Annotated in this window: 21 protein-coding genes; 13 read left to right on the forward strand and 8 right to left on the reverse strand. The window is 69.0% G+C overall.

The features are described 5' to 3' along the window. Positions 1 to 19: 19 nt before the first annotated feature. Genes HDC34_RS01375 through HDC34_RS01395 form a run of 5 tightly spaced genes read left to right on the forward strand, consistent with a single transcriptional unit; the run spans position 20 to position 4,181 of the window. On the forward strand, positions 20 to 1,138 hold the full coding sequence (locus tag HDC34_RS01375; protein WP_218854856.1) for a metal ABC transporter substrate-binding protein: 1,119 nt from the start codon (positions 20 to 22) through the stop codon (positions 1,136 to 1,138). Next, positions 1,135 to 1,944, forward strand: a complete 810-nt coding sequence (locus HDC34_RS01380) for a metal ABC transporter ATP-binding protein (RefSeq protein ID WP_104313370.1) — start codon at positions 1,135 to 1,137, stop codon at positions 1,942 to 1,944. The genes HDC34_RS01375 and HDC34_RS01380 overlap by 4 nt, the downstream gene beginning before the upstream one ends. Beyond that, entirely contained in the window at positions 1,941 to 2,882 is a 942-nt protein-coding gene (locus HDC34_RS01385) for a metal ABC transporter permease (protein WP_179555537.1), read from the forward strand. The genes HDC34_RS01380 and HDC34_RS01385 overlap by 4 nt, the downstream gene beginning before the upstream one ends. Before the next feature lie 2 nt (positions 2,883 to 2,884). Next, positions 2,885 to 3,721: a metal ABC transporter permease gene (locus HDC34_RS01390; RefSeq protein ID WP_179555538.1), complete on the forward strand. Its 837-nt coding sequence runs from the start codon at positions 2,885 to 2,887 to the stop codon at positions 3,719 to 3,721. Between the two features lies 1 nt (position 3,722). Beyond that, the gene (locus tag HDC34_RS01395) at positions 3,723 to 4,181 is read left to right on the forward strand and encodes a Fur family transcriptional regulator (RefSeq protein ID WP_179555539.1); all 459 of its coding nucleotides are present in this window, start codon (positions 3,723 to 3,725) and stop codon (positions 4,179 to 4,181) included. A gap of 54 nt (positions 4,182 to 4,235) precedes the next feature. Here the strand turns inward: HDC34_RS01395 and HDC34_RS01400 are convergent, their stop codons facing one another. Then, entirely contained in the window at positions 4,236 to 5,216 is a 981-nt protein-coding gene (locus HDC34_RS01400) for an aldo/keto reductase (RefSeq protein ID WP_179555540.1), read from the reverse strand. A gap of 153 nt (positions 5,217 to 5,369) precedes the next feature. Here HDC34_RS01400 and HDC34_RS01405 point away from each other — a divergent pair, with 153 nt between their 5' ends. Continuing rightward, entirely contained in the window at positions 5,370 to 5,630 is a 261-nt protein-coding gene (locus tag HDC34_RS01405) for a hypothetical protein (RefSeq protein WP_179555541.1), read from the forward strand. Positions 5,631 to 5,743: 113 nt separating this feature from the next. Here HDC34_RS01405 and HDC34_RS01410 read toward each other — a convergent pair whose 3' ends face one another. Beyond that, positions 5,744 to 6,628 (reverse strand): nitrilase-related carbon-nitrogen hydrolase, encoded by an 885-nt coding sequence (locus tag HDC34_RS01410; RefSeq protein WP_179555542.1) that lies wholly within the window; start codon positions 6,626 to 6,628, stop codon positions 5,744 to 5,746. 104 nt (positions 6,629 to 6,732) lie between these two features. Here HDC34_RS01410 and HDC34_RS01415 point away from each other — a divergent pair, with 104 nt between their 5' ends. The 5 genes from HDC34_RS01415 to HDC34_RS01435 are packed head-to-tail and all read left to right on the forward strand — an operon-like array spanning position 6,733 to position 11,028. After that, the gene (locus tag HDC34_RS01415) at positions 6,733 to 6,906 is read left to right on the forward strand and encodes a hypothetical protein (protein ID WP_179555543.1); all 174 of its coding nucleotides are present in this window, start codon (positions 6,733 to 6,735) and stop codon (positions 6,904 to 6,906) included. After that, a complete protein-coding gene (locus HDC34_RS01420; RefSeq protein ID WP_179555544.1) occupies positions 6,903 to 8,405 on the forward strand; it encodes a cytosine permease in 1,503 nt (500 codons plus the stop codon). Before HDC34_RS01415 ends, HDC34_RS01420 begins: the two co-directional genes overlap by 4 nt. Positions 8,406 to 8,407: 2 nt before the next feature. Then, entirely contained in the window at positions 8,408 to 9,499 is a 1,092-nt protein-coding gene (locus HDC34_RS01425; RefSeq protein ID WP_179555545.1) for an alcohol dehydrogenase catalytic domain-containing protein, read from the forward strand. A 49-nt stretch (positions 9,500 to 9,548) separates the two neighbouring features. Then, positions 9,549 to 10,202 (forward strand): TetR/AcrR family transcriptional regulator C-terminal domain-containing protein, encoded by a 654-nt coding sequence (locus HDC34_RS01430; protein WP_104313353.1) that lies wholly within the window; start codon positions 9,549 to 9,551, stop codon positions 10,200 to 10,202. After that, positions 10,195 to 11,028 carry an SDR family NAD(P)-dependent oxidoreductase gene (locus HDC34_RS01435; protein WP_179555546.1) on the forward strand — a complete coding sequence of 278 codons (834 nt, stop codon included), beginning with the start codon at positions 10,195 to 10,197 and terminating at the stop codon, positions 11,026 to 11,028. The genes HDC34_RS01430 and HDC34_RS01435 overlap by 8 nt, the downstream gene beginning before the upstream one ends. A gap of 12 nt (positions 11,029 to 11,040) precedes the next feature. Here HDC34_RS01435 and murQ read toward each other — a convergent pair whose 3' ends face one another. After that, positions 11,041 to 11,961 carry an N-acetylmuramic acid 6-phosphate etherase gene (murQ, locus tag HDC34_RS01440; protein ID WP_179555547.1) on the reverse strand — a complete coding sequence of 307 codons (921 nt, stop codon included), beginning with the start codon at positions 11,959 to 11,961 and terminating at the stop codon, positions 11,041 to 11,043. Positions 11,962 to 12,097: 136 nt separating this feature from the next. On the opposite strand from murQ, the gene HDC34_RS01445 reads away from it, so the two are divergent. Continuing rightward, entirely contained in the window at positions 12,098 to 12,979 is an 882-nt protein-coding gene (locus HDC34_RS01445) for a MurR/RpiR family transcriptional regulator (RefSeq protein ID WP_104313348.1), read from the forward strand. Between the two features lie 174 nt (positions 12,980 to 13,153). Then, positions 13,154 to 15,136 carry a glucose PTS transporter subunit IIA gene (locus HDC34_RS01450; protein WP_179555548.1) on the forward strand — a complete coding sequence of 661 codons (1,983 nt, stop codon included), beginning with the start codon at positions 13,154 to 13,156 and terminating at the stop codon, positions 15,134 to 15,136. Positions 15,137 to 15,155: 19 nt separating this feature from the next. Here HDC34_RS01450 and HDC34_RS01455 read toward each other — a convergent pair whose 3' ends face one another. The 5 genes from HDC34_RS01455 to HDC34_RS01475 are packed head-to-tail and all read right to left on the reverse strand — an operon-like array spanning position 15,156 to position 18,070. Beyond that, positions 15,156 to 15,479: a multidrug efflux SMR transporter gene (locus HDC34_RS01455; protein ID WP_179555549.1), complete on the reverse strand. Its 324-nt coding sequence runs from the start codon at positions 15,477 to 15,479 to the stop codon at positions 15,156 to 15,158. After that, positions 15,479 to 15,865, reverse strand: coding sequence for a multidrug efflux SMR transporter (locus tag HDC34_RS01460; RefSeq protein ID WP_179555550.1), 387 nt, complete (start codon positions 15,863 to 15,865; stop codon positions 15,479 to 15,481). Before HDC34_RS01460 ends, HDC34_RS01455 begins: the two co-directional genes overlap by 1 nt. Before the next feature lie 58 nt (positions 15,866 to 15,923). Next, entirely contained in the window at positions 15,924 to 16,619 is a 696-nt protein-coding gene (locus tag HDC34_RS01465; RefSeq protein ID WP_179555551.1) for an alpha/beta fold hydrolase, read from the reverse strand. Positions 16,620 to 16,672: 53 nt separating this feature from the next. Beyond that, positions 16,673 to 17,134 carry a hypothetical protein gene (locus tag HDC34_RS01470; RefSeq protein ID WP_179555552.1) on the reverse strand — a complete coding sequence of 154 codons (462 nt, stop codon included), beginning with the start codon at positions 17,132 to 17,134 and terminating at the stop codon, positions 16,673 to 16,675. A 39-nt stretch (positions 17,135 to 17,173) separates the two neighbouring features. Continuing rightward, a complete protein-coding gene (locus tag HDC34_RS01475) occupies positions 17,174 to 18,070 on the reverse strand; it encodes a helix-turn-helix transcriptional regulator (RefSeq protein WP_179555553.1) in 897 nt (298 codons plus the stop codon). Positions 18,071 to 18,094: the final 24 nt, after the last annotated feature.

Below are 18,094 nucleotides of genomic sequence, written 5' to 3' on the forward strand. Positions count from 1 at the left end.
TACGTTTTACACTCCACTGGTGAACCTCCGCACTTCTTCCCTCATCGCCCTCGCCGGACTTTCGACGCTCGCCCTGGCCGCGTGCTCCGGTCCGGCCGCCGGCACCGATGCATCCGCTGCCCCCACGGCGGAGGGCGAGGCATTCACGGTCGTCGCGACGACCACGCAGGTCGCCGACTTCACGCGTGAGCTCACCGACGGCCTGAACGTCGAGGTCACGCAGCTGCTGCAGCCAGGCATGAGCGCGCACAGCTTCGAGCCAACTCCCGCCGACCTCGTCGCGCTCGGCTCGGCCGACCTCGTCGTCTCGAGCGGCGCCGGCCTCGAGGAGTGGCTCGACGCGGCCGTCTCGTCGAGCGGATACGCGGGTGAGGTCGTGGACGCATCCGCCGGCGTCACCCTCTCGGGCAGCCACGAGCACGACCACGGCGAGGAAGCGCACGCCGAAGAAGGCCACGACCACGCTGAGGGCGAAGAGCACAGCCACGCGGAGGGCGAGGAGCATTCGCACGCCGAGGAGACCACCGCCGAGGCCGACGGTCACGAGCACGCCGAGGGTGAAGGCAACCCGCACACCTGGACCTCGCCCGCCAACGCGAAGCTCATGGCGACCGAGATCGCGACGCACCTCGAGGAGCTGCCCGGCATCGACGCCGCCGCGGTGCAGGCGAACGCCGACGCGTACGACGCCGAGCTGACCGAGCTCGACACGTGGATCGCCGCGAACGTCGACGCGGTGCCAGAGGCCGATCGGGTCGTCGTCACGAACCACGACGCGCTCCACTACTACCTCGAGCAGTACGGCATCACGTTCGTCGGCTCGATCATGCCGAGCTTCGACGACAGCGCAGAGCCGAGCGCGGCCGAGATCGACGCCCTCATCGCCGAGATCAAGGAGCACAACGTGAAGGCGATCTTCACGGAGACGCAGCTCTCGCCGCAGAACGCGGAGACCATCGCGGCGCAGACCGGCGCGAAGGTCTTCTCGGGTGACAAGGCGCTGGCGACGGATGCGCTCGGCGAGCCGGGCACCCCCACTGGCACGTATGTCGGCGCGACGGTGCACAATACTCAGATGATCATCGAATCCTGGGGCGCGACAGCGACCGACGTGCCTGAGGTGCTCGCTCAGCAGTGACGTCTCCCAGCCCCCTCGTCTCGTACCGCGACGCCTCCATTGCCTACGGCAGGGAGGCGCCTGCGTTGACCGGTGTGTCGTTCGAGGTGGGGGAGGGCGACGCGGTCGCGCTGCTCGGCCCGAACGGCGCCGGCAAGTCGACGCTGCTGCAGTCGCTCCTGGGGTTGCTGCCGACGTCCGGCACCGCCGAGGTGCTCGGCACGACTCCCGGGGCTCGCGCTTCCGAGGTGGGCTACCTGCCGCAGTCGACGCACATCGACCCCGACTTCCCCGTCTCGCTCAGCCAGGTGGTCATGATGGGCCGCTACCGTCGCCTCGGTCTGTTCCGCTGGCCGGGCGCCGCTGACCGCGAGGTGGTTCGGCGCGCGATCGAGACGGTTGGGCTGACGGAGCTCGCGAAGACCACGTTCGGCGAGCTCTCCGGCGGGCAGCGCCAGCGAGCCCTCCTCGCACGCGCCCTCGCGACCGAGCCCAAGCTCATCCTGCTCGACGAGCCCTTCAACGGCCTCGACCGCACGAACCGGGACGCGCTCATCGCGACCCTGCTTCGCCTCCGCGAGACGGGCGTCGGCATCGTCGTCTCGACGCACGACCTCGAGCTCGCCCACGAGGTGTGCTCGCACGTGCTGCTGCTGAACGGGCGGCAGATCGCTGGCGGTCCGATCTCCGAGGCGCTGACGGATGCGGCGCTCGCGGCCGCCTTCTCCGGCACGTCCGCCGACACGGAAGCGCACGGCGGCGCCCATGGCACGCTGTGCGCGCCGGGTGGCGACGACGCGGACGAGCACGAGCGGGCCCGGGTGTGACCGACCTCTCCGTCCTGCTGCAGCTGCCGTTCGTGCAGAGCGCGGCCATCGCCATCATCGTGCTCGCCGTCGCGAGCGCCATCGTCGGCACGGCCCTCGCCCTGCGCGGCCTCGAGTTCCTCAGTGATGGGCTCGTGCATTCGGTGTTCCCCGGCGTGGTGATCGGCTTCATCGCCGCTGGCACCGACGGCGTCTATGTCGGCGCCGGCATCGCGGCCCTCCTCGCGACGGTCGCGCTGACGATCGCCACGTCCAAGGGCATCGGCTCGGATGCGACCATCGCGGTGGTGCTCGCCGGCGCCTTCTCGCTCGGCATCGTCATCGTCTCGCGCAGCGTCGACTACGCCTCGGGCCTCGAGCACCTGCTGTTCGGGCAGCTCCTCACCGTGTCGAGCGGCGACATCGTCGCGATCTGCGTGCTGGGCGGCGCCGCGATCGTCCTGGTGCTCGCGACCTGGAAGGAGCAGCTGCTCGTCTCCTTCGACCGCAAGCAGGCGCAGGCCTCCGGGCTGCGGGTGCTCGCCTACGAGCTGGCGCTGAACGTCGCCATCGCACTGGTGGTCGTCGCCGCCGCGCGCGCGGTCGGCAATCTCCTTGTCCTCGCGCTGCTGATCGTGCCCGTGGCCGTCGCGCGCCTCGTCGTCCGGCGCGTGTGGGCGATCGTCGCCGTCTCGCTGCTCGTCTCGGTCGGCTGTGGACTCGTGGGTCTCTGGGCGGGACTCTGGCTGTCACTGGATGCGGGCATCCAGGCTTCCCCGAGCGCTGTGCTCGTGCTGGTGCTCGTCGCGCTGTATCTCGTGGTCGTCGCCGTGACGAGGCTGGCCGCGCTCGGCTCCTCCGATCGGGGACGGCGGCGCGCAGCCGCAACCCGCGCCGGCACGCCCCGCGCCGGCACGCCCCGCGCCGCCGAGCCCACGCGCGCCGAGGTGGTCTCGTAGCCGTGGACTACTTCTCCCTCGCGCTCCTCACGGGCACGCTCGTCGGTCTCCTCAGCGGCCTCGTCGGCGTGCTCGTGCTGCTGCGGCAGCGTGCCTTCTACACGGTCGCCCTCACCCACGCGACGTTCCCGGGCGGCGTCTTCGCGGCCGTCGCCGGCATCAATATCGTGGTGGGCGCATCCATCTTCAGTCTGCTGCTCGTGGCGCTCATGGCGGCGCTGTCGCGCGTGCCGAGGCAGGGCAAGCAGGTCGCCGCCGGCATCATCCTGAGCTTCGGCTACGCGCTCGGCATGCTGTTCGCGTCCCTCAACCGGGGCCAGTCGGTGCGTGTCGACTCGTACCTGACAGGGTCGATCCTCGCCATGAACCCCACCAACGTGTGGCTGCTCGGCGGGGCCCTCGTCGTGGTCGCGCTCGTCTACGCGCTGTTCGGCAAGCAGCTGCTGTTCTCGAGCTTCGACGCGCGCGGCTTCCGCGCCGCCGGCTTCCGCGAGGGCACGTGGGATCTCGTCGCGCTTGCCCTCATCACGCTCACCGTGGTCGTCGCGATGCCGGCGATCGGCTCGATCCTGGCGATCGCCATGATCGCCGCCCCGGCCGCCGCGGCTCGGCTGCTCACCAAGCGCATCGGGTGGATGCTCGCCCTCTCCTGCGTGTTCGGCGTCACGGCCGCGGTGGTCGGGCTGCAGGTCTCGCGGTCGCTGTCGTTCGCGGCCGGCGGTTCGATGGCGCTGGCGGCCGTCGCGATCTTCGTGGTCGCGCTGTGTGCGAAGGGGATCACGCAGCGGTTCGCGCAGGGCGTCTCGCATCGCGCATCCGCCCCGGGTATCGTCGGCTGACATGAGCGACGAGACGAACGAGGAGAGCGGCACCACCGCCGAGGCTCCCGCGGCCCCCGTCAAGCGGAACACCCGACAGCGGGAGGCCGTGCGCCGAGCCCTGGCCGAATCGCCGGAGTTCGTGAGTGCGCAGGTGCTGCACCAGCGGCTGTCGGCCGCGGGGGAGCGCATCGGACTCGCCACCGTGTACCGCACGCTCGGTGCGCTCAGCGAGAGCGAAGAGGCCGACTCGCTGCAGAACGCCGAGGGTGAGGTCGTCTACCGCGCCTGCGAGATGGGCGAGCACCACCACCACCTCATCTGCCGCAACTGCGGTGCGGCCGTCGAGATCACGGCCGACCCCGTCGAGCAGTGGGCCGCGAGCGTCGCCGCGGAGCACGGCTACACGCAGGCGAGGCACGTCGTCGACATCTTCGGCCTCTGCCCGAAGTGCACGGCGCTCGCGGAGGCATCCGCGTAACTCGCCGATGTGACGTCGAGACGTCCGCGGAGCATGCGCTCCGCGGACGCAAGCTCACCAGCGGTTGTGGACCGTCGCGCGGAAGTAGCGATCGTAGATCTCGTACACCTTGGCGTCGAGGCCGGCCGGAAGCTCCAGCGACGCGGCGGAGGTGTTCGACTCCACCTGTGCAGGGTTGCGCGCGCCGGGGATGACGCTCGTCACGCCGTCCTGAGCCGCGACCCAGGCGATGGCGGCCGCAGCCGGCGTGACACCCTCGGGGAGGGCTGCCGCGAACGCGCGGGCGGCTTCCACGCCGGTGGCGAAGTCGACGCCCGAGAAGGTCTCCCCGACATCGAACGCGCTGCCGTCGCGGTTGTAGGTGCGGTGGTCGTCGGCCGCGAAGGTCGTGTCCTTCGTGTACTTGCCGCTCAGGAGGCCGGAGGCCAGCGGCACGCGCGCGATGATGCCGACGCCGGCTTCCCGCGCCGCGGGCAGCACGCGATCGAGCGGCTTCAGGCGGAACGCGTTGAGGATGATCTGCACCGAGGCCGTTCCCGGCCGGGCGATCGCAGCGAGCGCCTCGTCGGCCGTCTCGACGCTGACGCCGTACGCGGCGATGGAGCCCTCGTCGACGAGGATGTCGAGCGCGTCGTACGCGGCGTCGTTGGAGAACACGGGCGTCGGCGGGCAGTGCAGCTGCACCAGGTCGAGCGTGTCGACGCCCAGGTTCGTGCGCGAGCGGTCCGTCCAGGCCCTGAAGTTGTCGAGCGTGAACTCGGCAGGATCCTGCGGGCCTCGCCGCCCCATCTTCGTGGCGACGAACACGTCCACGTCGGGGTTCTCGCGCCGGAACGTGCCGATCAGCGATTCGCTGCGGCCGTCACCGTAGACGTCGGCGGTGTCGAAGAACGTGACCCCGCGCTCGACGGCGGTGCCGAGCACCTCCAGGGCGGCTCGCTCGTCGACGTCACCCCAGTCGGCGCCGAGCTGCCAGGTGCCGAGACCGACGATGGACACAGGGCGGCCAGTACGACCGAGGGTTCGCTGAAGCATGCCAGATGCTAACGCGCCGCGCCTGACTCGGTGCCGAGTGGCGGGTGTCGAGCGCGCTGTCGAGCATTGAGCCATGGCGACCAGGGCCGGTGCTGGTGTCCGGCGTTCGCAGCGTCGACGCCGCATCCAGTTACCGCCCGTAGGGTCGATGGCATGAAGCCCGAACAGGAAGCCGCTCCCCAGCAGGTCGCCGTCTGGTACTTCGTCGCGGCGACCTTCATCTTCGCGGCCCCGGCCTTCGCCACGGACGTTCCGGTCTGGGTCCGCATCGCGTCGCTGGCCGTCGGGCTCGTGTTCGTCGCCATCGGTGGGCGACAGCTCGGCCGAGAGATGGGCGCCCGAAAGACGGCCCGCGAGGGAGCACAGCCTGACGAGCCCTCGTCCGGGGCGATGGAACCCCCGCGCGGCTTCTGAGCGGAGGGCAGCGACTGCTCATCGCCGCCAGCCATAGTGCCGTTCTGGGCGCTCCAGAGGGGTCATCTGGCTGGCAGCGATCACGCGGAGGCGGGCGTCGCCTGGCGCCAGCCTTACGGGCGCAGGTCCTTCAGGTACGTGTTGACCTCGCGAGCCTTCGCAACCTCAGATGACAGGAACTGGGCGCTCAGCAGCTCCGTCCCGTCGCGGCCGGCCATGGCGAGCGTGTTGCCGTAGGGGCTCGCGATGGTGCTGAGTCCCGTGAATCCGGGGCCCGAGTGGTTCGCGTAGGCGATGTAGAGCCCGTTCTCGAGGGCGCGGACCGGCACCATGTGGGTCGAGATGACCTCGGCGTTGTAGGAGTGGTCCGGCTGCCCGCCCTCGACGTCGCCCGTCGAGGGGACGGCTGTCGGGATGAGCAGCGCCTCGGCGCCCGCGACGGCCGCGCGGCGCGCGATCTCGGGGAACTCGATGTCGTAGCAGATGGCGAGTGCGACCCTCAGGCCGGCGAGTTCGACGACCTCGGCGGGCGCATCTCCGAGGTCGAAGACCTCCTGCTCCTCGCCGCCGAAGAGGTTCGACTTGCGGTAGCGGGTGAGCTCGTTCCCGTCGCTGCCGAACAGCGACGCCGAGATGAAGCGGCGATCGGTGGTCGCGCTCGCGGCGAACCCGGCAGAGCGCTCGACCGTGTGCTCGACGGTGGATGCGACGATCGCGATCCGCAGGTCGGCGGCGATCTGCGCGATGCGCTCGCGGATGGCCGAGCCGTCTTCGGCGGCGACCTTCGCGGGCGCGTACCCGGTCGCGAAGAGCTCCGGGGTGACGAGGATGTCGGTGCCGTCTCCGGCGGCCCGCTCCGCGAAGGAGCGCAGCACCTTGAGGTTGTCGTCGATCGCGCCGACGGCGCCCTGTGCCTGCAGTACGGAAATCAGCGCCATCGCCAGCCTCACATCGTCTCGGTGCCCGTCGAGTCTCACCCTGGCGGGTGTCGACGTCATGTCCCCGAGAATAGCTCTTGACACGGTGGGGGACACCGCTCAAGATAGCCGAAACCGAAAGTAATTCGGTTGATCTGGTTTCGACGACGAGAGCAGGACCCCCAATGGACATGCGCGACCCGGAGATCACGGCCGATCTCAAGAGACGACTCGACACTATCGCGAGCGCTGAAGCAGGTGACGTCGCACACGACCCGCTGAGCGGTCGCGACATCGGACTCTTCGCCCTGACCTGCGTCGCCCTCGTGGCCGTCGGTGCGCTCGTGGTGATCCTGTGAGCGGGGCCGCCAAGCGCGAAGGCGTCGAGGGGAAGCTCGAGGGAGCATCCGCCGAACTCGACCAGGCCGCGACCTTCGGCTCGCTGCCGCTCCTCAAGAAGGAACGCATCTGGTCGGGCTGGGACTACAGCTGGGTCAATCTGAGCCTCGCGATCGCGACGTGGGCGTTCCTCGTCGGCGGCTCGACGGCGCTGCTCGTCGGATTCCAGGACGGCATCGCCGCGATGGTCATCGGCAACGCCATCGGCCTCGGCATCATGGTGCCGGCCGCGACGGCAGCGAGCGCCCGCTTCGGGGTCGAGCAGTACACGATCCTCCGACCCGTCTTCGGGCTCATCGGAGTCGGGGTGCTGGTCTTCACCGTCATCCTCGTCACCGAGATGGGCTGGTCGTCGCTGCTCGCGATCATGGTCGGCCGCGCCGTCACGCAGGTCGCCAACGGGGCGGCAGGCACCGACTTCGGCTCAGGCAGCTTCCTCGTCACCGCGGTGGGCCTCGTCGCGATCCTCATCGCCTGGCTCATCCTCTCGCGCGGCCCCGTCACGATCGGCAAGCTCAACCGCTTCGTCGCACCCGGCCTCGTGCTCGTCACCGTCTTCATGCTCTTCTTCCTCGTCGCGAACACCTCGTGGGAGGCGCTGTTCGCCGCCGAACCGCTCGCGCCGTTCGAGGAGTCGCAGCTCAACTTCATGCTCGCCGTCGAGTTCAACGTCGCGGTCGGCTTCTCCTGGTACCCCGTCATGGGGTCTATGGCGCGCATGACCCGCTCCCCGAAGGCCGCCCTCTGGCCCGCGTTCACCGGCCTCATCGTCGGCACGCTCGTCGCGCAGATCGTCGGCATGGCGGCGGCCCTCACGCTCGGCGACTCCGACCCAACGGTCTGGATGCTGCCCCTCGGCGGCCCGATCCTCGGCGCGTTCATGCTGCTGTTCATCTCCTTCGCCAACATCACGAGCATGTCGTCGATCGTCTACTCGACGGTGCTCGCCATCCGGCAGGCGAGCGGCAACCTCCTCGGGCGCGTGCCCTGGCCGCTCCTGTGCGGGGCCTTCTTCGTACTGCCCGCGATCCTCACGTTCTTCCCCGACTTCATGTACCAGCAGTTCATGGTCTTCGTCACGATCTCCGGCGCCTTCCTCGCCGCCATGTGCGGCGCGATCCTCGCCGACTACTTCGTGCTCCGACGCCAGTGGGTGCGCCTGCCAGACCTCTACAAGCTCCGCGGCGAGAGCGTCTACCACTTCACGGGAGGCGTGAACTGGGCCGGCATCGCCTCCGTCGTCGGCGGTGCCGCCTTCTACCTGTGGATCTACAACCCGGTGACCCTCGAGACGCACCCGCTCTTCCTGCTACTCACCGCATCCGCGCCCGCCACCGTGCTCTCGGGCGGCGTCTACCTGCTGCTCGCCCAGCTCCTCTACCGACGCCGCGGCGTCGGGGCCTTCACGGACACGGCGACCACGACCACACACCACACGACCACCCGGAAAGGGGTCTGACCATGCGCGCACAAGCGGCAGTTCACTTCGAGGGAAGCAGCGAACTCCAGATTCGCGAGATCGAGGTCGCTGAACCAGGACCAGGGACCGTGCTCGTGAAGCTCGGCGCCTCCGGCGTGTGCGGCTCCGACCGGCACGTGCTCGACGGCGACTGGCAGCTGCCGTCGCCCACCGTCATGGGCCACGAAGGTGCCGGCGAGGTCGTCGCCATCGGTGAGGGCGTCATCGACGTCGAACCCGGAGACCACGTCATCCTCAGCTGGTTCTACCCGTGCCGTCGCTGCACGGCCTGCCTCAGCGGACGTGCCTACGTGTGCACGGGCAGCCGCAGCGAGGAATGCGTGCTGCCGGATGGCACGACCCCGCTCGCCCTCGACGGAGAGCCGGTGTACCCGTACCTCACCGCGGGCACCATGAGCGAGTACGCGGTGGTCCCCGAGTCGGCCGCCATCAAGGTGCCGAAAGAGGTGCCGTACGACGTGGCCAGCCTCATCGGCTGCTCGATCGCGACGGGCGTCGGCACCGTCGTCAACGACGCCGAGGTCGACGCGGGGGAGTCGGCGGTGGTCGTCGGCGCCGGTGGCGTCGGACTCAGCATCATCATGGGGCTGCAGCTCGTCGGCGCGAACCCGATCATCGCGGTCGACCTCAACGAGGACAAGCTCTCCGCCGCGCGCGAGCTCGGCGCCACCCACACGATCGTTCCCGGCCCCGACCTCGCGGCCCAGGTGGCGGAGATCACCGGCGGTGGTGCCGAGTACGCGTTCGAGGCCATCGGCCGCGTGCAGACCATCGAGTCGCTGCCTGGCCTCATCGCGCCGGGCGGCACCGCCGTCATCGTCGGACTCCCGCCCGCGGATGCCCCGGTGTCGTTCGACGCGCTCGCCCTCGCAGAGACCGGCAAGCGCCTCATCGGCACCAACTACGGCTCGACCGTGCCGGGACGCGACTTCCCGAAGCTCGCCGCGCTCTTCCTCGCAGGGCGCCTTCCCGTCGACAAGCTCATCAGCGAACGCATCCAGCTGAGCGAGGTCAACGAGGCGTTCGACGCCATGCGGAGAGGCGAGCGAGCGCGAAGCGTCATAGTCTTCTGAGATGAACGCTCGCGCAGATGTCGTGCGCTGAGAACGAGGGAGTCTGATCATGGCACGTCCGAGAATTCCGATCCTGTCTCCCGAGAAAATCTGTCTGGCCGCGCTGGAGCAGATCGACCGCAAGGGTGACTTCTCCATTCCGGTGCTTGCGAAGGAGCTCGGGGTGAGCGCGTCGTCGATGTACCACCACGTGCACGGGCGAGCCGGCATCGTGAACGGCATCCGGGCGCTCATCAGCACGGAGCTGTCGCTGGCGATCGGGCTCGAGGACGCCACCGACGAGGACCTCGCGGCCTTGGCGGCCATGAGCTGGCAGGACCAGGTGCGCCGGTGGTCGAAGGACTACACGCGAGCCCTCGCGAAGCATCCGCTCGCCCTGCCGATCATGGTGCAGGAGCCCGTCAGCGACGAGCAGACGCTCGAGGTCTACGAAGCGATCGCGATCACGTTCCGCTCGGTGGGATTCACCGACGAGCAGGCGCTCGTCGCGATCGCCGTGCTCGAGGGGCTCACGTTCGGGAGAGTGGTGGATGCGGCCTCGCCACCCATCCCGTGGTCGGCCGACGCCGACATGCATCCGGTGCTCCACGGTGTGACGCGGTCGCTCGAGCCGTCGCGCCGCCTCGAGCTCGCGTTCGACTTCGGCCTCGAGGCGATCATCGCTCGCCTCGAGGACGTCCTGGCGGCGAACGCTCGTGGCTGAGGCGAAGACGGTCGTCATCACGGGCGGCTCGGACGGTATCGGGGCCGCGGCCGCGCGGTCGCTTGCGGCCAAGGGGTGGCGGGTTGTCGTCGTCGGACGCAACGCCGCCAAGACGGCTGCGGTTGCGAGCGAGATCGGCGCCGAGTCGTTTGTCGCCGACTTCTCACGCCTGAGCGAGGTGCGCGAACTCGCGGCGTCGCTCGTCGCCGAGGTCGGCCCGATCGACGTGCTCGCGAACAACGCGGGCGGGATCTTCGGCGACACGACACGAACCGTCGACGGCAACGAGCTGACGCTGCAGGTCAACCACCTCGCACCGTTCCTGCTCACGAACCTCCTGCTGGAGGAGGTCCAGGTCGGGGCGGTCATCAACACGGCGAGCATCGCGGCACGCCTCATGGGTCGTATCGATCTCGACGACCTGAACAACGACGCCCGCTTCAGCGCCAACAAGGCCTACGGCGACGCAAAGCTCGCCAACATCCTCTTCACGAAAGGGCTGCACCGTGGACTCGCGGGGCGGCCCGTCGCGAGCGTCGCGTTCCACCCCGGGGTCGTCGGCACGAACTTCTCCTCCGATTCGACGAGCCTCATGCGGCTTCTCTACCGCACGCCGCTCGCGAAGCTCTTCACCATCAGTGCCGCGAAGGGTGGCGAGACGCTGGAGTGGTTCATCGCCGGCAAGCCGGGCGTCACCTGGCAGGCGGGCGAGTACTACGACGAACGCCACCACGCGACGAACGTGAACCCGCAGATATTCGACGAGGACCTCATCGAGGGCCTGTGGAAGCGCAGCGCCGAGCTCGTCGGGCTCACAGCCGACTGAGGCGGCACCGGATCAGACCGCGGCGAGATCGACGGCGCGGCGCACGTTGCCGTCGGCCTCACGCAAGAGGGCGGCGGCCTGTTCTGCGTCGCAGTCCGCGAGCAGCATGACCACGGCGGTCTTCGCGTGATCGCCCGCCGAGGCGAGCGCCGCGTCGGCGTCAGGGCGTGCGGCCCCGGTGGCCTCGGCGACGATGCGCTGCGCACGGTCGACGAGCTTCGCGTTCGAGGGGCGCACGTCGACCATGAGGTTGCTGTAGGCCTTGCCGCCGCGAACCATGCTCGCCGTCGTGAGCATGTTGCAGACGAGCTTCTGGGCAGTGCCAGCCTTGAGGCGTGTGGATCCGGTCAGAACCTCCGGGCCGGTCACGACCTCGATGGCGATGTCGGCTTCCGCGCTGATCGGCGCGTTCGCGTTGCAGGCGATCGAGATGGTCGCGGCGCCGCGCTGTCGAGCGGCCCTGAGGCCACCGATGACGTACGGCGTGCGTCCGCTCGCCGCCAGCCCGACGACGACGTCGCTCGCCTGCAGGCCAACAGCGTCCAGCTCGCGGGCCGCGAGCTCCGGATCATCCTCGGCGCCCTCGACGGCGCGGACGAACGCTCGCTCGCCACCAGCCATCACCCCGAGGACGTCTTCCGGCGCGGTACCGAAGGTCGGCGGGCATTCGACGGCATCCAGGAGCCCGAGGCGGCCGCTCGTCCCAGCGCCGAGGTAGATCAGTCGGCCACCCGCGCGCCTGGCTTCCGCGATGCGGTCCGCAGCCCGGGTGATGGTCGGGAGCGCCGAGCGCACAGCCCCGGCAACCGTCGCATCCTCGTCATTCATGAGGCGCAGGATCTGCTCGGTGCCGAGGGTGTCGAGGTCCAGCGTTCGTGGGTTTCGCGCCTCCGTGGAGAGGGTTGCTAGCGTCGAGATCTCGTCGTTTGGCATGCTCGTCTCCGGTTTCTGACTCGCCACGGCGCAAGTCTTGTCGCAAAAGTACACGATTGACGCTGGGTAAGTAAATAATCTTCGAGAGTCCTCGCGGTCGCCGCTCGATACGCTGTCTGTGGAAAGCAGGTGGATCGTGGGCACAAAGGGCGCTGGTGCGAACTCTCGCACGGTACTTGTCGAGGTGCGGGCGCTGCTGCCGTCGCTCCGGCAGTCGGAGCGACGCATCGCGGAGGCGCTGCTCGCCGACCCTGAAGGGTTCGCGACGAGATCGATGGCGGAGATCGCGGAGCTCGCCGATACCTCGACGACCACGGTCGTGCGGTTCACGCGACGTGCCGGATACGCGCGGTTCCGCGATCTGCGCCACGACCTCACCGAGCAGAACCTCCGGGAGCGCCTCGCCTCGAGTGCGGGGGTCGCCCCGGCAGCAGATATCTCCCCGGGAGACTCGCTGTCCGACGTGGTGGCCAAGATCGCGATGAACGAGACGCTCTCGATCGCCGACACCGCGGAGGTTCTGGACATCGATGCCCTGGCGGCCGCCGTCGAGGCCATTGCCGGCGCTGCTCGTGTCGACATCCACGGGATCGGTGCGAGTTCCGTCGTCGGCGTCGACCTGCAGCGCAAACTGTCGCGGATCGGGCGCATCGCCCTCGAATGGCCGGAAGCGCATGCTGCGTGGACCGCCGCCGCAGTCCTCGACGAGCGGGCTGTCGCCATCGCCATCTCGCACTCCGGCTCAACCGCCGGGGTCGTCGAGTTCCTCCGCATCGCGAAGGCGACCGGGGCGACGACGATCGCGATCACGAACCACGAGCGGTCGCCGCTTGCCGCGCTGGCTGACATCGTGCTCCGCACCGCGGCGCGGGAGACGCCGTTGCGTTCTGCTGCTCTTGGCAGCCGGATCGCGCAGCTCATGGTCGTGGACTGCGTCTTCACCGGTGTCGCGCAGGTCGACTACGAGGGATCTGTCGCCGCCATCGAGAAGACGCACCAGGCGGTCCTGCGGGGCTGAGGGCGCCGGTTGTTCGGGCCTGAGTTCACGAACGGTCCTATCGCGCCTGGTCCCGTCACGCCCGGGGGCCTTCGGTGCTGACGTGTGCCACCTTGGGGAACTTTTTTACCTTTTCGTGTCACATCCTGGTACTGTTCTTCAAAATTCGAGCAATGTCGCGAGAAGAGGATGCCCATGAGCGCAAACGACGAACTCGCCAGCGAGCTGCTGCGGTTGCTCGGTGGCGCCGGCAACGTCGCCGGTGTCGAGAACTGCATGACGCGGATGCGTGTCAGTCCCGTCGACCGCGACCTGATCGACGAGACCGCGATCAAGTCCCTCCCGGGTGTGCTCGGCGTCGTCGACGACGACACGTACCAGGTCGTGCTCGGCCCCGGCAAGGTCACCAAGGTGACTGACGCCTTCCGCCAGCACCTCGGGGCGGCCGGTGCCGACGCTGACGCGCTCGCGGCCCGCGGGGCGGCGATCAAGGCCGGCCAGAAGCAGCGCAACAACACCCCGTTCAAGAACTTCATCCGCAAGATCGCCAACATCTTCGTGCCCCTCATCCCGGCCCTCATCGGAGCCGGCATCGTCGCGGCTGTTCGCGGCCTCCTGGTGAACTGGGTGACGGTCGGGACGGCTCCGGAGTTCGTCGAGGCGGTGGTTCCGGCTCTGACCGTCATCGGCTCGGCGTTCTTCGCGTTCCTGCCGATCTTCGCCGGCATCAACGCCGCGAAGGAGTTTGGCGGCACACCCGCACTGGGTGGCGCCGTCGCCGCGATCATCGTCTTCGCCGGCATCAGTGACGTGCAGTACAGCCTCCCCGTTCTGGGCGACATCGTGCTCGCGCCGGGTCAGGGAGGCGTGATCGGGGCCATCTTCGCGGCCGGTCTCTGCGCCTGGATCGAGCGCAGCCTGCGCGGGAAGATCCCTGATGCCATCGACATCCTCGTCACGCCGACGCTTGCGCTCCTCATCTCCGGTCTGGCCACGATCTTCGTGTTCATGTTCGTCGCGGGCAACATCGCGAGTGCGATCGGCACGGGCGCGATCTGGCTGCTCAGCAACTCCGGACTCCTCGCAGGGTTCGTGCTCGGCGGGCTGTTCCTGCCGCTCGTCATGCTCGGCCTCCACCAGGCGCTCATCCCCATCCACGCGACCCTCATCGAGCAGGTGGGCTTCACGCCGCTGCTCACGATCCTCGCCATGGCGGGTGCCGGACAGGTCGGCGCCGCGCTGGCCATCTACTTCAAGCTCAACCGGAACAAGTCCCTCCGGACGACGATCAAGGGCGCACTCCCCGTCGGCATCCTGGGTGTCGGAGAGCCGCTGATCTACGCGGTGACCCTGCCACTCGGACGTCCCTTCCTCACCGCCTGCCTCGGCGGCGCGGTCGGCGGTGCAGTTGCGGGAGCCTTCAATCAGTTCGCGGGCGCCTTCGGAGCGACCGCCATCGGGCCCTCCGGATGGGCGCTGTTGCCCCTGCTGCAGAGCAACAACGGCCAGGGCTATGCGATTCTCGCGTACGTCGTCGGGCTGCTCGCCGGGTACATCTCCGGGTTCCTGATCACGTACTTCTGGGGCTTCACTCCCGCGCTGCTTGCTGAGCACAACGCAGCGCAGGCCGACGATCAGAACGCGGTGCTCGAGAACGAAGCCGCTCCAGTCGCAGCTGCCGCCGCGGCGGGGAAGCGCCCGAGCATCGGCCAGCGCATCGACATCCTCGCCCCGGTCGAGGGGAGGGTGATTCGCCTCTCAGAGGTGGAGGACGAGGCGTTCTCCGCCGGCACCATGGGGGACGGCTTCGCAGTCGAACCAACCTCAGGCGAATTCCGCAGTCCCGTGGCCGGGACCATCACCGCGCTGTTCCCAACCGGGCACGCGTTCGGAGTCACAACCCTGGAAGGGCTGGAGGTCCTCGTCCACATCGGACTCGGCACCGTCGACCTGCGCGGTGAAGGGTTCGACCTCAGGCGAGCTGAGGGTGACGTCGTCGAGGTGGGAGACGTGATCGTCGTCGTGGATCTGGACGCCGTTCGTGGCCGGGTTCGCTCGCTCGCCACCCCGGTGGTGGTGCTCAACGGGTCCGCGTTCCCGATCGTCGAGCGTCGCACGCACGACGGCCCTCCGCTCACCGTGGAAGCGGCCGAGGTGACCAGTTCCGCGCGGAGTTGATGCGATGGGCGGTCGGCGATCAGTGCTGGCCGCCCACCTCCACGAGCAGCACGCCGGCGCCGATGAGGGCGATGCCGGCTGCCATCATCCACGTGAACGGCTCCTTGAACAGGTAGTGGCTGAGCACGGCGGTGAGGGCGACGCCGATCGCAGCCCAGATGCCGTAGGCGACGCCGAGCGGCACCCCCTGTGCGAGAGTCAGCGAGAGCAGCGTGAACGCGGTCACGTAGCCCACAACGACCGGGACATACCAGAGCCGGCTGCTGTCGACGGTCTTCCGCAATGACAGGGTTCCGCCGACCTCGGACAGGATGGCGCCCGCGAGGAAGAGCCACCCGAGCATCAGGCCGACACCTCCCCGGCGCCAGGAGCTTGAGCCCGTTCGTGCGCACGCGCGGCGCGGTCGTGAGCTCGTTGCGAGCCGAGCTCGACGAGCAGCACGCCGCCGATGATGAGCACCATGCCTGCGCCCATGAGCGCCGTCAGCGGTTCGGCGAAGAGCAGTGCCGAGAGGAGCGCGGTCAGCGCGACGCCGAGGGCACCCCAGATGCCGTAGGCGACACCGAGTGGCAGCCCGGCTCGCAGCACGAGTGCGAGGAACACGAACGACGCCAGGTACCCGGCGACCACGACCACGTACAGGGCGGGAGCATCCAGGGCCCCCTTCAGGGAGAGCGACGCGGTGACCTCGCATGAGATCGCCGCGGCCAAGAGCAGCCATTTGCGCATGCGCGGATTCTCGCAGGTTCGGGTGGCGCCTTGCGTGCTCGCGCCGCCGGAACTTCCCTCAGCGGGTCACCGCGTCGACCACGGCGGCCGCGAGTTCGTCGGGCTTCGTGAGTTGCGGCCAGTGGCCCGTCGGGAGTTCGACGATCTGCACGTCCCTGGCACGGGCGAGCTCTGCGACGTAGGGGTGGCCGCCTTCCATGAACTGCCTGAGCAGTGGTTCGGGCATGGTGCTCGTGATGACAACTGCCGGCACGTCGTAGCGGCGTTCGTCACTGAGTCGCTGCTGCTCCGTGGCGACGCCCAGTGGCTCGGGCACCGCGATGTCGGCGAGGAGCTGCCAGCGGTCTCCATCGAGGCCGTCGAGTTCTGCGGCTTCGAACACGCTGGGGTCTGGCAGCGGAATCGAATCTCCCTTGACGGGCAGCGCGTCGTTGATGACGCCTCCGTCGGCGAGCGGACCCGAGTCGACGTACACGACCTTCGCGACGCGGTCGGGGCGCGCATCCACAGCCCCGTACGCGATCGCGCCGCCGCCGCTGTGGCCGATGACAACAACCTCGCCGTCGAGCGAGTCGATGAGCGCCGTGACGGCGTCGATGTGCGTGCGCAGGCCTATGCCCGCAGGACTCTCGCCTGCCCCCTTGCCGGGGAGGGTGAGCGGATGAGCGGTGTGTCCGGCCGCTTCGAGCGCGCGAGTGACCGGTGCCCACGAGTCGCCCGTGAGCCAGAAGCCTGGGATGAGGATGATGTCCATGGGCTGACGGTAGCGACGGCCGCCGACATTTTCGCGAGAGCCGTGGCGCGGTGTCACTCAGCCCTCACGTACACGTTCTCGGAGAGCGGGATGCTCCCTTCCGGAGGCTCCTGCCCGTCTGCGACGATGGCGTACCAACGCTGGTCGGGTCCTGAGACGCCGCCGCCGCATCCGCTTGTCCAGTTCTGCGCGTCGGGGAAGGTGAGGATGCAGGCGTCGTAGTCGCTGCCCTCGACGGGTGCGGCCAACCACACGTCGGTTCCCTCGTGCTCGCCGACCCAACGGACAGACTCGAGGTCGGCCCCTTCGAGGGCGTAGTCAGGCAGCTCCACGGGGAGCGCCTTCTCATTGGCGGCGGTCGCCTCAAGATCGGCGAAGGTCGGCTCGGCGGGGAGAGCGGACACGGCATCCGGGGTCGACGGCTTCGACGCGGCTGGGTTCGACGCGCACGCCGCGAGCGATGCCGACAGGAGAATCATTGCGGCGACGGCCGACAGCTTCGTCAGGTGCTTCATGCCCGAATCCTGGCACATGCGCACTCGTCGGCGAGCAAGTCAGCGCTCAGCCGCGTGTTCCGAGCGATCCGCATTTTCGGTGTCCGGATGCGTCGCCGCCCAGTTCGACAGCAGCTGCAGGCGCTCGTGGGATGCGCTGCCCGGTTCCGCCGAGAACACGAGCATGAGCAGCCCCCGGTCTGAGGTGACGTCCATGCTCTGGTAGCTGAGGTCGAGGTCTCCGACGACGGGGTGATGCACGCTCTTGAGTCCGTCGCGGTGCTCGCGCACGTCGTGCGAGCCCCAGAGCTTCCGGAACACGTCGCTGCGGGTAGACAGCTCACCGACGAGGTCGCTGAGCGCCCGGTCGTAGGGCGAGCGTCCCGCCTCTGCGCGGAGGATCGCGACGATCTGTCTCGTGTTGCTCTCCCAGTCCTGGTAGAAAGTCTGCGAGCGCTTGTCGAGGAACACGAAGCGGGCCGCGTTGACGGGCGGGCGCGCATCCTCGAACATCGGCGCGAACAGGGCCCGGCCGAGCGTGTTGGTCGCGATCGCGTCGAGGCGAGCGTTCTGGATGAACACGGGCACCGTCGACATGGCGTCGATGGTCTGCCGCATGGCGGGGCTGAGCTGCTGCTTCCTGGCTCGGGTGCGCCGCTGGGGGTGGGCGCCAGCGCTCGCGGTCTTGATGAGTGCGAGGAGGTGCTCGTGCTCGGCATCGTCGAGCTGAAGCGCGCGGCTGACCCCGTCGATCACCGCCTCCGAGACGCCCGCGGCGTTGCCCCGCTCGAGGCGCTTGTAGTACTCGGCGCTCATGCCGGCGAGCAGCGCCACTTCCTCACGACGAAGCCCAGGAACGCGTCGGCGACCGCCGAAGTCGGGCAACCCCGCCTGCTGCGGCGTGAGCCTCGCCCGGCGGGAGGTCAGAAACTCGCCGATGTCGTCCTGGATGTCCATGCGAGCGACGATACGCCGCACCAC

This window comes from Pseudoclavibacter sp. JAI123 (genome assembly GCF_013409665.1).
GTDB lineage: Bacteria > Actinomycetota > Actinomycetes > Actinomycetales > Microbacteriaceae > Pseudoclavibacter.